At 39.1% G+C, this 15,308-nt stretch carries 9 protein-coding genes and 1 pseudogene; 4 read left to right on the top strand and 6 right to left on the bottom strand.

The annotated features are described in order from the left end of the window. Nucleotides 1-70: 70 nt before the first annotated feature. The 4 genes and pseudogenes from H4J66_RS13895 to H4J66_RS13880 form a co-directional block, all read right to left on the bottom strand. The gene (locus H4J66_RS13895) at nt 71-1,396 is read right to left on the bottom strand and encodes an NAD(P)/FAD-dependent oxidoreductase (RefSeq protein WP_182175607.1); all 1,326 of its coding nucleotides are present in this window, start codon (nt 1,394-1,396) and stop codon (nt 71-73) included. Nucleotides 1,397-1,812: 416 nt separating this feature from the next. Beyond that, the gene (locus tag H4J66_RS13890) at nt 1,813-2,808 is read right to left on the bottom strand and encodes a hypothetical protein (RefSeq protein ID WP_182175606.1); all 996 of its coding nucleotides are present in this window, start codon (nt 2,806-2,808) and stop codon (nt 1,813-1,815) included. After that, entirely contained in the window at nt 2,805-3,836 is a 1,032-nt protein-coding gene (locus H4J66_RS13885; RefSeq protein ID WP_182175605.1) for a hypothetical protein, read from the bottom strand. Before H4J66_RS13885 ends, H4J66_RS13890 begins: the two co-directional genes overlap by 4 nt. Before the next feature lie 345 nt (nt 3,837-4,181). Continuing rightward, nucleotides 4,182-6,597, bottom strand: a pseudogene (locus tag H4J66_RS13880) (prolyl oligopeptidase family serine peptidase). A gap of 228 nt (nt 6,598-6,825) precedes the next feature. Between H4J66_RS13880 and H4J66_RS13875 the strand changes: the two are divergent. The 4 genes from H4J66_RS13875 to H4J66_RS13860 all read left to right on the top strand — a co-directional run bounded on the left by H4J66_RS13875 (nt 6,826) and on the right by H4J66_RS13860 (nt 11,491). Then, on the top strand, nt 6,826-8,193 hold the full coding sequence (locus tag H4J66_RS13875) for a M17 family metallopeptidase (RefSeq protein ID WP_182175604.1): 1,368 nt from the start codon (nt 6,826-6,828) through the stop codon (nt 8,191-8,193). 270 nt (nt 8,194-8,463) lie between these two features. Beyond that, on the top strand, nt 8,464-9,009 hold the full coding sequence (locus H4J66_RS13870; RefSeq protein WP_182175603.1) for a GbsR/MarR family transcriptional regulator: 546 nt from the start codon (nt 8,464-8,466) through the stop codon (nt 9,007-9,009). Between the two features lie 112 nt (nt 9,010-9,121). Next, complete coding sequence (locus H4J66_RS13865; RefSeq protein ID WP_182175602.1) at nt 9,122-10,489, top strand: cytochrome ubiquinol oxidase subunit I; 1,368 nt, start codon at nt 9,122-9,124, stop codon at nt 10,487-10,489. Nucleotides 10,490-10,492: 3 nt separating this feature from the next. Beyond that, entirely contained in the window at nt 10,493-11,491 is a 999-nt protein-coding gene (locus tag H4J66_RS13860) for a cytochrome d ubiquinol oxidase subunit II (RefSeq protein WP_182175601.1), read from the top strand. A gap of 146 nt (nt 11,492-11,637) precedes the next feature. Here H4J66_RS13860 and H4J66_RS13855 read toward each other — a convergent pair whose 3' ends face one another. Further along, on the bottom strand, nt 11,638-13,839 hold the full coding sequence (locus H4J66_RS13855) for a xanthine dehydrogenase family protein molybdopterin-binding subunit (protein WP_182175600.1): 2,202 nt from the start codon (nt 13,837-13,839) through the stop codon (nt 11,638-11,640). Then, entirely contained in the window at nt 13,836-14,294 is a 459-nt protein-coding gene (locus H4J66_RS13850) for a (2Fe-2S)-binding protein (RefSeq protein ID WP_182175599.1), read from the bottom strand. Before H4J66_RS13850 ends, H4J66_RS13855 begins: the two co-directional genes overlap by 4 nt. Between the last annotated feature and the right edge of the window lie 1,014 nt (nt 14,295-15,308).

The raw sequence follows: 15,308 nt of genomic DNA, 5'->3' as shown, positions 1-15,308 counted from the left end.
GGCGGTAATAAATAGGTGTAAAGCCTATAGATACTAAAAATCTTTATCAATCATCTTCACCACCCACCAGTTAATGTAATTTCAGGTTAGGCCTTAACGCTCTATTAACCCTACCAACAAGGACAATGAGTAAGGTTTTAAGCACACCAAAAAGTGTCACTTGGTGCATACGGTATAACCCAATATAAACCAGTCTTGCCAACTTACCTTCGATGAACATGCTGCGTTGATTAATGTTTCCCATTAGACTGCCTACTGCCGTATAAGATGACAATGACACCAAAGAACCATAATCGATATATTCATAGGCGACTAAGGGTTTCAATGCTAATTTAGCAATAATATTGGTAAAGACAGTCGATGCCATTTGATGTGCTGCTTGCGCCCTAGGGGGAACTTTTATCCCTTTTAATGTCGTGCATGAAGCGCAGTCGCCAAGGGCAAATATATCGGTGTCTAAGGGAGTTTGCAGGAATGGATTAACCAATAATTGGTTGTTCTTTGCACTTTCCAAACCGCCAATAGCTTGCATAAAATCAGGTCCCTTTATGCCCGCCGCCCAAACAGTAATGCTGCTAGCGATTTCACGGCCATCTTTTGTTATTACACTGTTGGGCGTAACTTCAGTAACCGCGGTGTTAGTATTTACGGTGATACCAAGCGCCTCTAGTTCTTGTTGTGCACTTTGTGCTATGCGTTCAGGAAGTGCAGCAAGGATCCGAGGCCCAGCTTCTACAATGTGAATATCTAGACTCTTTTTTGATAAATGGTCATATCCATAATTTTTCAGTAATTCAGAAGTTTTTACTATTTCTGCAGCAAGCTCTACGCCTGTAGCACCACCACCAATAATGGCAATATTGAGACTGCTGCGCGTATCGTCCCCTTTAAGTCGTAAAAAGGCATTAAGTAACTCAGTATGGAATCGCTCTGCATTTTCACAAGTATCAAGAAATGTACAGTACTCCTTTGCTCCCAGCGTATTAAAGTCATTCGTTACAGACCCTAACGCAAATACCAATAATGAGTATTTAACCTGGCGAGCAGGAAATATTAAAGCACCGTCTTGATCATTTAATTGTTTTAAAAGTACATGCTTAGATTCTCGGTTGAGTCCATCAACTACACCTAGCTGAAACAAAAAACCATTACGCGCACCATGAGATAAATAATCAACACAATCTATATCTGCGTCAAGTGAGCCTGAAGCGACTTCATGTAAAAGTGGTTTCCAAACATGTTTTCTATTTTGGTCGATTAAAATAACTTTCTGTTTGGTTTTTCGAAAATACTTGCCGAGTTTAGTGGCAAGCTCTAAACCTCCTGCACCGCCACCGATTATAACAATGGGGTCTGAAGAAATGGTCAGTTTTCGCCACCAAGGCCTGATTAACATTTTATTCGCTGATCCTTAAACTATAATGAGCCAACACCATTAAAAGCTAGCGTTATTTGTATTACATATTCCCTTCCTTAATCTATGCTTAAGTTAGTGAATATGTAATAAACTATCATGCTATCTTTATGAATGCACTAAGGATAAACGTGTCTTCCTGGTTTAAACGTTTAGGTCCATTTCTTGGTGTAGTGTTCTTTCTTATGACTGCGACACGAGTCTATTTTAAATTAGAACATTTTAAATATGCAGACTCTCTTTCAGCCTTGAGTAGTACATCTAGTTGGGTTATCGGCCAGGGTGTTATACTTACTTTGCTAAATCATCTGATCTCCAGCCGTATTAATAATAAGTTAATCCTAAATATTACTAACGACTTCATCACCAATAAAAGTCGTTAGTGTCGAGGCTAAAATTTACAGATCTTTTATATTGTTAAGATAGTTTTTGTAGTTAGACTTTTTATCTTCGAATAATTTCAGTAAATCTAAAGTAACAAAAATACCATGCTGCTGCTCGCTGTTAGTCGTTAAACCAAAAGAATAAGTATTGTTTATGTGAAACATAACCCCGTGAGTTACCGACTTAACTGAAACTCTATCTGCATAGGTAGAGACGACTGATAGTCCCAAAGGTATCTTTAACTGCCAATAATTAATCCCGGCCCATTCTATAGCAAGTGCTTCTTTCATCTGTTCGCCATGTTCAGCATCGACACTGTAATGCATAATAATAGAAGGATGTAAGGCAAAGTACTGTTTATTGGGGGGTGGAACTAAACGGTTTTCTTTTAATTTATCTTGGTAATACCAAGTATTAATGGCTAAATCTATAAAAGTTTGCGAACGCGAATTTTCAAAATAATTTGACCATGCAGTGTTCTTTAAAGCTATATTTATACCTGCTTTTGAATTGGCATATTGATAAGAAGATTCAAAAGGAGCAACAATTACCTTATGCAAATTATCAAAGAGGATCTTACAGTTTTTTGGTCCCGCCCCCTTACAGTCAGCATTATCTAAAACTGCAATTTCATCATTGTTGTACTTTAAATGATATTTTCCAGTCTTGGTGCTTTTTGAGGCATTAATATTTTTAGGGTACGACAATGTGGTTAACGATTTATAAGCATTGTTAATGATAAAATAGCTGTCGACACCAATTTTTTCTAGTGGTTTAACATGTAAAGAAAGTTTTTCCTTCCAATTAATAAACCAAGCATTCATCGCTTGATCGACTTCTGAGCCATCGAGAAGTTTATTACATATTTTCAGAGAAATATCATCGACCCCCTCATACATATCAATAAAAAATGTCCCTTTTGTAGCGTCGTGTTTTTGACAAATAAGCTCTTCAGAAAAAGAAGATAAAGATATCAAGACAAGTAAAATACCCATCAATAAATATTTCATTGTTTATCCTCTTTGAAATATCTAATAAAACCATTAATAGCTGCCACTAATCCCTTAATGTCAGCAGTAAAGCCACCTGTTTGTTGATAATGTTTAATTTTATTTAGCTCTCCTTGATAATGTTTAAATGCCTTATTAGCTTGTGCTTGCTCAGTTGAGTTGGGGTCGAAGTCATCTAAAAAGGCATAAAGTAAAGGATAAGATACTTTTGGATCTTCAATGTACCCTTTAATTGAATGGGTATTCTTGCGACTAAATTCTTTAGTAACTATTTTTCGATATGCATTATCAAACGCTGATTTACTTATCCAACTACCATTATTTTTAGGATCGAAGCGTCTAAATAGATCAAAAGCAATAGGGTCGCACTCATGATAGATATTATAAAATTCATTCATTATTCCGCCAACACCGGGTTTAACAATAGATTGATAAGGTGAAGTTAAACCAGAAGCCCACGTGACTAAATCGCTAACATTAGCGAAACTCCAATAAGTAGATATTTGCGGTTGACCGAGCGGTTTTTCATCAGGAAAGAGTTTATTTAATGAGTCATGCATTACTGACGTGCCAAGAGAATGCGTTAAAAAATGATAAGTTGTACCTGCACTGTGTTGACCAAATATACTCACTAACTCTTTGATAACAAAGCCCCTAACGCTTTCACCAAAGATAGACAAATACAGGATAACATCTAAGGCATGAGTATTTTCAAAGGTATCACTCCCCAAGTTGGCATCAATACCTATCAATTTATTCATTAAGTCAGGCGTATCAACACCCGCCAGCTGAGTTTTAATAAAGTGTTCAACTGTTTTACTACTGCTTGAAATTTCCTTGCGGATCTTTTCAAATAGATGGTCATAACTAATGCTATGGATGATCAATTCATTTTCAATTTTTAGTTTTTTATAACTTGGATACCTTTCCAATGCATTGTTAATTGACTCAACAACGTCTTCTTTAAAAGAGTCAGAGGTGTGCATTCCAATGCCATGCATTAAAATTAAGACCGGCTTATCGCTCATTTTTTTCTCCAAATATCGACGTCAATGTTAAATAGACTTTACGAACGTGAAGATTCAGCCGAGTAAAAAGGAAAGGCGCTATCCTAGCTAAGTCAAATTGAATCCATTTAAGTTCAGTAACCAACTATAGGTACAGTTTATAAATTAAACAACAATAGAGCAGCATTAGCGCATGTTATATAGATTTTTCATAATGAGCATAACCTTATGCGTTAACGCATTATTGATTTGCTGAAATTTAAAATTTCATTATTTTGCGGTGAGTAATTCGCCATGCTCACTGATAAACAGTTGACATGGCTTTTACTTAGACGATTATTTGATAGTTAAAGCGCCTGATAAATTTTATTTAGGGGTAGCGCTATTAGTGGGGTTTTTCACATGTATGTCTAACCATTGATATTGTTCCCAAAGCATATGGAGCAACGACTCTCTGGCTCGATAACCGTGTTGTTCATGTGGTAGCATCACCAAGCGAGCATTACCGCCAAGTCCTTTTAGTGCAGCAAACATTCGTTCTGATTGCATTGGAAAGGTACCTGAATTTGGATCTTCTTTACCGTGGAGCATCAACATAGGCTCATTAATTTTTTCTGCATGAAAGAACGGTGACATCGATGCATAGGCTGGTTGACCTTCCCAAAAACTACGCTCTTCTCCTTGAAAGCCGAAGGGGGGTTAAAGTTCGATTATAGGCACCACTTCTCGCAATACCCGCTTTAAATAAATCACTATGGGCAAGTAAATTAGCCACCATAAAAGTACCGTACGAATGACCCGCAATAGCAATTCGCTCTTTATCTGTAACGCCTTTTTCAACTAAAACATCAACAGCTGCTTGTGCACTTGCAACTAATTGCTCCCTAAAAGTATCATTAGGCAATTCACCATCAAAACCAACAATCGGCATTTTAGCACCAGAGAATACAGCAAAGCCTTGTGCTAAATGCGGCATCGGTCCCCAATAACTAACCCGGACAAATTCATAAGGTGAATCAGAAACCTGCCCAGCAACTTCCTTGTCTTTATATTCTCTGGGATAAGCCCAAATTAAAGTTGGTAACGGTCCTTGGCTTTTATCATAGCCGGCAGGTAAATAAAGTGTGCCACTTAATTCCACACCATCTTTGCGTTTATATTTTAGCTTTTCTTTACTAATACCGACAAAGGCAGGAGTTGGATGTGGAAAATCAGTAAACTTTGTTAAAGTATTTTTACTTAAATCACGGACAAAAAAGTTAGGTTGTTCGCTAATAGACTCTCGCAAGGTCATTACTTTACTGGCTTGGTCATTGAGTAATAAAACAACGCGTTCATAGTAAGGCGCTTTTGATTGCCAGACGTTTGTTATCTTTTTAGTTCTAAAATCATATTGATTTAAAAAAGGAATATTACCTTCTTCAGAAGCGCCTCTGCCAGTTAAATAAACTTTCTTATCGTTATCAGAAGTCTTAATAACCTCTAAACCGAATTGGTTTCGTTCTTTAACAAAACGACCAGGGTCATTGTAACGATCATTATAAGAGCGCGCTTGAAAGAGCTCCATTTTAGCGTTGGCGTCACTTGGATTGAATTTCCATTGCCTGATTTGACGATCACTAAAACGCCAATCACTGATCATCGCGAAATTATTGTTCCCCCACGTTATATCATCGAAGCGACGTGCTACTTTTTGGAATACTTGTGGAGTATTTTTAAAAGGGGCGGTCCATGCATAAATAAAATCATGGTAATCGACAACAGTTTTCATATTGCCGCCATCTTGAGCTTCAGCCCAAACTAGCGTGGCAGCTACATCACTTCGCCAACTGATATCGCGTCGGCCTTCTCTAACCGAATCAAATCCCTTAGGAATATTTTCTCCTGAAGCTAAATCAGCGACTTGAGTCACTAACGTCCCCTTTACTGTCCATACTTGTGTTTCTATAGGGAAACGACTGGCAGGTACCAAATAAGAAAAAGGCTTTTTAACTTGTGAAACCAGTAAATACTGACCATCAGGTGAAATGTTAAAATCTTTAACCATACTGATGTTACCCAGCTTATTTATTTTGCCGGTTAAGTTAATTCCAACTAATTGAGAACGCGTTAAAAACTCAAAAAGTGCTTCATCATATGGCGTTTTTAATAGATTTGAATATGTTCTTACTGCGGCTTTTTTACCTGAGGTAGTTTGAATAACCGGCTCTATAGACGCTTTAGACGCAAGAGGCTTATCGCTTGCGTTAGCAACAGTTAAACGTGTGTAAAAACCATTTGAATCATGTTTCCAACGATACTTAGTACCGCCCAGTGAAGCATTAATCGTTTGCTTGCTCACTCGCTTAGTTTTTTTCGTTTTGAGGTTATACGTCCATAATGTTAAACCTTGTTTATTTTCTAAGATAAAGGCTAAATATTGAGAGTCAGGTGAAAAGTTAACACTCATTATTTTTCCTGCGGGCAAGTCCTTAATCTCAATTTGTTTAGCACCATCAACGTGCTTAAGACTAATCCCGGTATAGCCACTAGAACGACTAGGTGCGAAGATATCAGCATTAATTCTTAATCCTGCGAGTTTTTCTTCAGCCTGAGCAAGCTCTTCAATAGTCTTAGCGCCAGGTCGAGCTAATATCGCGACCCATTGTTTATCTGCCGAAATCATCACACTCGGTTGCCTTGGGGCATCAACGAGATCTGCAAGTTGCTTGGGGGGTATTTTAAAGCCGCTATCAGCAAAAGCACTTTGGCTTAATATAAGCGTAATTAATATAAAAAGCATATGTTTCAATTAGATATTCCTTTTCTTTAGTTGAAATTCTAATTTACCATAACATAGGTAATTTCAATTTTTTGGTCTTTATATCAACATTTTATTTACAAAACACCTAAGGTCGCAATAATTACTTTATAATTAGGCCAGAAACATCCGATAGCACTTCAACTTAATCTTGCTTAGGTTACAATCTAGCAAGACATAAAAACCAATCAATTCGTCCTAAGGAAATTCATGAATCAGTTACTACGTGCCGACGATAAAGGTACATCACTTTTTATCATCAACAAAAATAACTATAACGACTGGTTAAGCGAGCAAACCCAGCAAAACCAAGCATGGTTAGCCAATACTAATTATAAAGCTGAAGGTTTAGCGTTATTACCTAATACTCAAGGGGAGTTGTCGCTAGCAGTATTTGTTGTTGAAGATGCCAGACACTTCTTTGCCTGTGGCGAATTAATTAAGCAACTTCCTCCTGGTCAGTATTTGTTACATGCGACAGATGAACAGCAACAAGCCATCTGTTTTTCATGGCTAATGGGCGCCTATAAATTCGATCGTTATGTAACAAAAAACAAAAATAATGCCCCGCTTCCCTGCTTAGCCGTTAATAATCAAACCATAGTCGGCAGTGCCATTAAATATGCCGAGGCAACGACTTTAGTCCGTGACTTAGTCAATACGCCAGCAGCTGATATGATGCCAATAGATCTTGGTGACTGTGCGCAAAACTTGGCTGATAGGTATCACGGCCAAGTTCAGCAAATTATTGGTGATGAACTTGTCGAACAAAATTACCCAACCATACATGCCGTTGGTCGCGCGAGTGCGCATGCACCTCGTTTAATTGACTTAACTTGGGGTAATAGCCATCACCCAAAAGTAACGTTAGTGGGTAAAGGCGTTTGCTTTGACAGTGGTGGTCTCGACTTAAAACCCGCTGCCGGTATGCGTAATATGAAAAAAGATATGGGCGGATCTGCACATGTCCTCGGATTAGCTCAATTAATTATGTCGCATAACCTACCGATTAATTTACGAGTACTCATTCCTGCGGTAGAAAATGCCGTGTCAAGCAATGCCATAAGACCTGGTGATGTTATTACTACACGCGCAGGTATTACCGTTGAAATTCACAACACTGATGCAGAAGGTCGCTTAGTATTGTGTGATGCTCTAACAGAAGCTGACACCGAACAGCCTGATTTAATTATTGATTTTGCAACCCTCACTGGCGCAATGCGTGTTGCTTTAGGCACAGAATTACCAGGGTTTTTCTCAACAAGCGATGAAGTTGCTGCAGGTATTACCCAAGCGGGCAGCAAAATTAGCGATCCGGTCTGGCGTATGCCGCTTTATAGCCCATACGGTGATTTACTGAAAAGCTCTATTGCTGATATGACCAATTGCGCCGCAATACCCTTTGGTGGTGCAATTACCGCGGCATTATATCTACAAGAGTTTGTAAAAAAAGAGACTGATTGGGTTCACTTTGATGTGATGGCATTTAATATCAGAGCTTTACCAGGGCGCCCCCTTGGCGGCGAAGCTTTCGGTATTCGCGCCGTATTTGATTACTTACAAGCTAAGTATAAATAACCAATTAAAACCACATCACCATAAAAGTTAATAACTGCGGTGCTTTTGCGCCGCATTTATTCATAAATTTCTGTCGCTACCAAAGCTAGTTTTTATTAATACTTTCCCCATTTTTCTGTCGGTACCTCACTTAACAACACCTTGCTTTATCACGAGCTGAGTGACTCACTTAACAATCAAAAAAAAGCCATAATATTCAAAATAACACTTGATCTAAATCAACAAAGGTTTAAACTTTCAGAAATTACTGAAAGTTCAGAATACTTAATTATGATTATGACAGCTAAAATTGAATCGTTCGTTATGCACTGTGGTGAAATGGGCAGTCGCTGGGGCTTTAACCGCACCGTTGGTCAAATGTATGGTTTATTAATTATTCACAATGATTCACTCACTGCGCTACAAATATCAGAAGCCCTCAACATTTCTCGCGGTAATGTCAGTATGGGTATTAAAGAATTACAGTCTTGGCGCTTAGTTCAAGTACAACATAAACCCAAAGATCGCAAAGAATATTACTCACCGGCTGGGTCTATTTGGGAAATGGCAATACGTGTCTTTGAAGAACGTCGCAAACGTGAGGTTGACCCTACCCTGTCACTATTACGCGATAACCTTTTAGATGAACCCGCTAACCCTCAAGAACAATATGCACAGCAAAAAATGCATGAGATGCATGACCTACTTGAAACGATTACCCATTGGGCGGCAGAACTACAAAGTATGAGCCCAGAAAAGCTTAATACATTAATGAAACTTGGCGCCGGTGTCAGTAAAGTTATTGATATAAAAGATAAACTTTTAAATAAAAACTAAATTGTTACTTTGACTTTTTTGAAGCTAACACATTAATGTTGTAAAAAATTGTCACTTTAAACGTTAAACCCGTTGATACTATTCGTGTTTTCTAGGGTTTATGGAGTAAATCATGTTAGAAACCTTAATGCTTTCACGCATCCAGTTTGCCGCTAATATTAGCTTTCATATCCTGTTTCCAACAATAACCATCGCACTGAGCTGGTTTTTGTTTTATTTCAAATTACGCTTTGACCAAACCAATGATCCTATCTGGATGCGAGCCTACCGTTTTTGGGTCAAAATATTTGCCCTTACCTTCGCAATAGGCGTGGTTACCGGTATTACTATGTCGTTTCAATTTGGCACTAACTGGCCAAAATTTATGGAGACAGTCGGTAATATAGCGGGACCATTATTGGGTTATGAAGTACTCACTGCTTTCTTTTTAGAGGCTGGTTTTTTAGGCATTATGTTATTTGGTATGAATCGAGTTTCGGCTCGAGTACATACACTATCAACGTTAATTGTCGCTTTTGGTACCAGTTTATCGTCATTTTGGATCTTAGCACTTAACTCTTGGATGCAAACGCCTCAAGGTCATGAGATGCGCGATGGTGTCGCATTTCCCGTTGACTGGTTTGCTATTATTTTCAACCCGTCATTCCCTTACAAATTGTCTCATATGCTGGTTGCCTCTGGTTTAACGGCGGCATTTTTAGTTGCCGGTATAAGTGCTTATCGCTTACTCAAGGGTGATAACAAAAAAGCGCCACAATTAACGCTTAAAATAGCGTTAACAGTCGCTGCAGTACTGGCACCAGTACAGATATTGTTAGGTGATATGCATGGTTTAAATACCTTAGAACATCAACCACAAAAAATTGCCGCCATGGAAGGTATCTGGCATACCGAAAAAGGCGCACCACTGTTGTTATTTGCACTTCCTGATGAAGAGCAAAAAACCAATCATTTTGAAATAGCCGTTCCTAAAATGGCCAGCTTTATTTTAACACACGATTTTGATGGCGAAATAAAGGGGCTAAACGAATTTGAAGGTAACCATCCCCCTGTTGCGCCGGTGTTCTTTGCTTTTAGAATCATGGTAGCTTTAGGCCTATTCATGTTTATTGTCGCTTGGTTTAGTCGTTTTCAATTGTGGCGTAAAAAACAATTGCCCCCTTGGCTATTAAAAGTGCTGGTTGCGATGAGCTTCTCGGGTTGGGCCGCCACATTAGCGGGCTGGTATGTCACTGAGATTGGTCGTCAACCTTGGCTAGTGACAGGGATTTTAACGGTAAAAGATGCAGCGACAGATATAGCGCCAGCAAATGTAGGAATAACACTTACACTTTATTTGACTTTATATGTTGTCATTATGGTTGCCTACCTACACACCCTATTTACGATGGCAGGACGAGCGATTGAACTTGAAGAATTCAGTATCGATGAACAAGTAAAATCTGTTATTCACACACCTAGTAAAATAATCGAGGGATAAGTTATGTTTGAAGAAAATACCTTAGCGCTAATTTTTGTCTCATTTATGGGTTTTTCAATCTTACTTTATGCCATTTTAGATGGCTATGATTTAGGTGTCGGCATTATGCTACCACTCGATCAAACAGACAATGCAGATACCATGATAGCTTCAATAGGTCCTTTTTGGGATGCTAACGAAACTTGGCTAGTTTTAGCGATTGGTTTATTGTTGATAGCCTTTCCTGCGGCTCACAGCTATATATTTAAAGAGCTCTATTTACCCACCGCGGTATTATTAATTAGTTTGGTGCTTCGTGGTGTTGCTTTTGATTTTCGTGCTAAAGCCGCCTTTGGTCATAAGCCTACATGGAATAAAGTCTTCAAAATAGGCTCGTTACTCGCTGCTTTAAGCCAAGGTTACATGTTAGGTATGTATGTTATGGGCTTTGAAAACACTGTAGCCGCTTATTGTTTTAGTTTACTGAGTGCCTTTGGTGTTGCGGCCGCTTATAGCTATATAGGTGCTTGTTGGTTAATTATGAAAACTGAAGGTGAACTGCAAATACAAGCGGTAGCTTGGGCGAAAAAATCAGGACTAATTTGTTTCCTTGGTATTATAGCTGTCTCCTTTGTTAATCCGTTAATTAATCCAGGTGTCTATGAAAAATGGTTTACTTGGCCAAACACTTTACTGATATTAACGTTACCGACTATTTGCTTTGGGTTATTTATTTTTAGCCTAATACAATTAAAGCAACTACCTAAAGTAAATGACAAAGGCTGTTGGCGACCTTTTATCGCGGCAGTGATTATCTTCACTCTATGTTTTTTTGGTTTAGCCTTTAGTTTTTTTCCGTACATAGTACCTAACAAACTGACTATTTGGGAAACAGCCGCAGCACCTGAATCTTTGAGCTTTCTATTATGGGGAACCTTCATTGTGGTACCTGTTATATTTAGTTATACCGCTTTTTCTTATCGGGTATTTTGGGGCAAGGTGCGAGAGCTCAGATATTATTAAGCGTGAATTTATCCTCAAGTAAACTGAGCACAGACACTTAATTATTGATGTTCTTCTATTAAGTATTTTTGCTAAGCGTCGTTCTTAATTACAAACCAGCCTTATCGCTGGTTTTTAATTAAGGTCATTATACTTTGGTTATCATATTAAGCGTTAATTGGTAAACGCATTGGTCTTTTACCTAAGACCGCCAATGCATTGGCAACTGCTGGGGCAATAGTGGGTACGCCAACTTCACCAAAACCACCGGGTTCATTAGCACTTTCAAGCAACTTCACTTGAACAATAGGCGCTTCAGCCATTTTAATGATAGGGTAATCATGAAAATTGCTTTGTTTGACACCGCCACTTTCAATATCACAACGTCCATAAAGTGCCGCCGTTAATCCAAAGAGCACGCCACCTTCGACTTGAGCTATTGCTGAGTCTGGGTTGACCACCACACCACTGTCAGTCACTATCCAAACACGATGAACACACGCTTGGTTATTTTGCAGTGAAACTTCAGCAACGGTAGCAACCATAGTGCCAAAACTTTTTTGTACAGCAACGCCCATCGCTTTACCGTCAGAGCTAACACCGTATTGCCAATTGCACAGCTGCGCCACTTCCTTTAAGCATTTGGCATGATCGTCGTTATTATCGAGTAATGCTAATCGATATTTAATGGGATCAACCTGTGCTTTTTTAGCCAATATATCGATAAAACTCTCGTTGAAAAATGCATGTTGACTATTTTCGACACTACGCCAAAAACCAATAGGCACGGGAGAAGGATGATTAGCAAACTGCACCTTAATATTATCGACGTTATAAGGTGGCATAGAAGCTGGCGCGCCACCTTCGCTGCCATAGCTTGCCGATAGCCAATAACGTGGTTTAGCGTTTTCGTCAAGCTGTGCTGAAAATTTTGCCAGAACTGCCGGTCGATAAACATCTTGTCTCGTGTCTGCCTCACGCGACCAAGTGAGTTTGATAGGAAACTTGTATTTTTTTACTAGAGTGACAACTTCATCAATCCACATTATTGGATTGTCTTCACTCATGCTAAAACCGACACGACGACCAAAGCCTCCTCCCATTGAATGGGCATGAAAAACAACATCTTCTACGTCCATATTAGCGACTTTTGCCGCATGGACACGAGCATAAAGTGGATTTTGTACACCCGCAGCAACATGAAGCTTATCGCCTTCGAACCAAGCGCTAGCATTCATCGGCTCCATAGTAGCGTGTGCTAAATAAGGCACCCAAAATTCAGCTTCAACAGTTTCACCGCTACCGCCTAACACAGACGCTACATCACCAATATTGTGAGCATCACTCAATTCTCCTTGCAAACTCTCACGTTGAAAAGTTTCAATACTTGCTGAACTTAAATCACTATTTTTATGGGATGCTGCCGTAATTTTTAACGCTTTTATCGCTTGCTCTGCTCGCCAAGGATTATTAGCAATAACAGCAACGGATAGCCCCATATTTTCAACACCCAGTACACCCCGCATCGAGGTAATTTCAACTAAGTTATCAATAGTGGCGACATTAGCGCCAAATACACCGCTGTGTGCAATAGCTGCATAGCGCATCCCTTCCACATGGCGATCGATACCGTATTGTGTTTCAAGAAATATTTTGTCCGGTAAATCATGACGAGGCATTGCCTTACCAATAAACTTACGATCACCTTTAGCACGAAGTGTGTAGTTTTCAGGAACGTCTAAAGTTGCCGCATACTCAACCAGTTCGCCATAACTCCAGCGGTTGTCGCCATCAACAACATATCCAGCATCGGTAGTCGTATTAGTACTTGCGCCGTATTTATCGATGGCTGCGTTAATCAGCATTTGACGTGCAGCTGCGGCTGCTTCACGCATAACTTGCCAGCCAGTAAAACGAATAGAGGCGCTCCCCCCTGTCATTTGCATATTCAGTAAATCTGCTAGACGGTTGAAAGCATTACTAGCAATATGCTCTGCCCAGGCTGGTGGCTTACCGATCATTTCACTAACGAAGCCTTCAAAAACGCCACCATTGGAAAATGCAGTGGTCGCAGGCGCAAGCTCTAATTTGATTTGCTGCCAATCCAAGTCAAGTTCATCAGCCACTATTTGGGTTAAACCAGTACCGGCGCCTTGACCTAGTTCGGTATGCGGAGAAAGTAGCGTAACGGTATTGTCTTTGTTGATACGAAGCCACAAGTTGAGCAAGGTGTCTTTGGTGTTGCCATCTCGCTGCACACCAAGGCGATCATGCATGGCCAAATGTGTCCCTAAACCTATAACCCCTAACGCTAATCCGCCGCCAATCGCAGCACCACCAAAAACGAACATCCGACGAGTAATACTCATAAAGACATCTCCTTTGCTACATCAAGAATGGCAGCTTTAACTCGGCTGTAAGTTCCGCAACGACAGATATTGGTCATTGCTGTATCGATATCGTCAGAAGTTGGATTAGGAGTACTCGCTAGTAATGCAGCTGCTGCCATCATCATGCCTGACTGACAATAACCACACTGAGGAACTTGGTGTTTAATCCAAGCAGCCTGTAAAGCGTGCGGAGCCTCTTTTGAACCGAGAGTTTCAACCGTATTCACTTGCTTACCTTGAGCTGCAATCGCCGGATACATACAAGAGCGAACGGCCTGATTGTCAACGTGTACCGTGCAAGCACCACATTGTGCTATGCCACAGCCAAACTTAGTGCCGCGAAGACCTGCTTCTTCGCGGATCAACCAAAGCAAAGGCATATCGTCTTCGACATCAAATAATTTTTCGCGGCCATTAAGGTTGATCGAAATCATAGGGGTTCCTTGCTAAAATATTATAAAGAGAGATAAAAATTTCCAATAAAATCAATCGATAAGATTAATCTAAGAAATCAAAACTGACAGTTATTGTGTTTGGGTTTGCGACTATCATCGCTAAAAAATATTATCCTCACAATAGCAGATATTGATAATTTACAACGATGTTCTTCACAACCAATCACTGTAAGCAGAACCTAATAAAGGTTATTCACGATTATTGAATGAAATAAATATTATGTTGCTTTCTATTTTGAGTCAATAATTACCTTATCACCACTCAATTCCTTAGCGTGCCCAACTACAATTTAATGTTTAATCTCGTGAGATTCTTGCTGTTTTTATGAGGAGGTAAAATGTGACTTCGTTAAATATAGTACAGATAAATTTACTTTAATTTCCAACAAAAAACACCTCAAAACTAATGCTATCGTCTCCCTTTATTAAAACGATATGTGATAGATTTAACGATTAATTAAGTAAATACTAGATGTTGACAATAATACAAAAAGCACCCGCTATGGATCATATTTATTAACGGTAGTTTCAGACAAAGCGAGGAGATTAATGGTAATGACTGGTAAAACAAGCACTGATTTCTGTAATTTATTTTCCATATGACGACTCACTATAATATTACGTTATTTACATCAGTCATAAAAGGTAGTTAATTTGTCTTTAATAACTACATTAACACATGATTATCAATAATATGCACTATAGATCTTAGTGTTATAAATAGCATTGTATTAATAAAGTCTCACCGTTAACGTTTAGTACATAAAAGTGAATACTCCTTGGGCCTAAAACTTTTCTCCTAAAATAAAATGATACACTTGGGTCACCTAAGTAAAGACCCAAACGGCCTTTAGTGTTATTTAATCCGCAACATGTTAACAAAAATTTTATATAACTATCAAAGCCAAAGTAGCATACTAGACGATAAGCTTATGGCTTACATTACAGGGGCGTTATATAGTGCATGAGCAAATAAAACTAAGCTTTTGGCTT

It is taken from the genome of Colwellia sp. MB3u-55 (genome assembly GCF_014076785.1).
GTDB lineage: Bacteria > Pseudomonadota > Gammaproteobacteria > Enterobacterales > Alteromonadaceae > Colwellia_A.
Note: the sequence above shows the minus strand (reverse complement) of the source record. Positions and strands in the feature narration are given on the sequence as shown.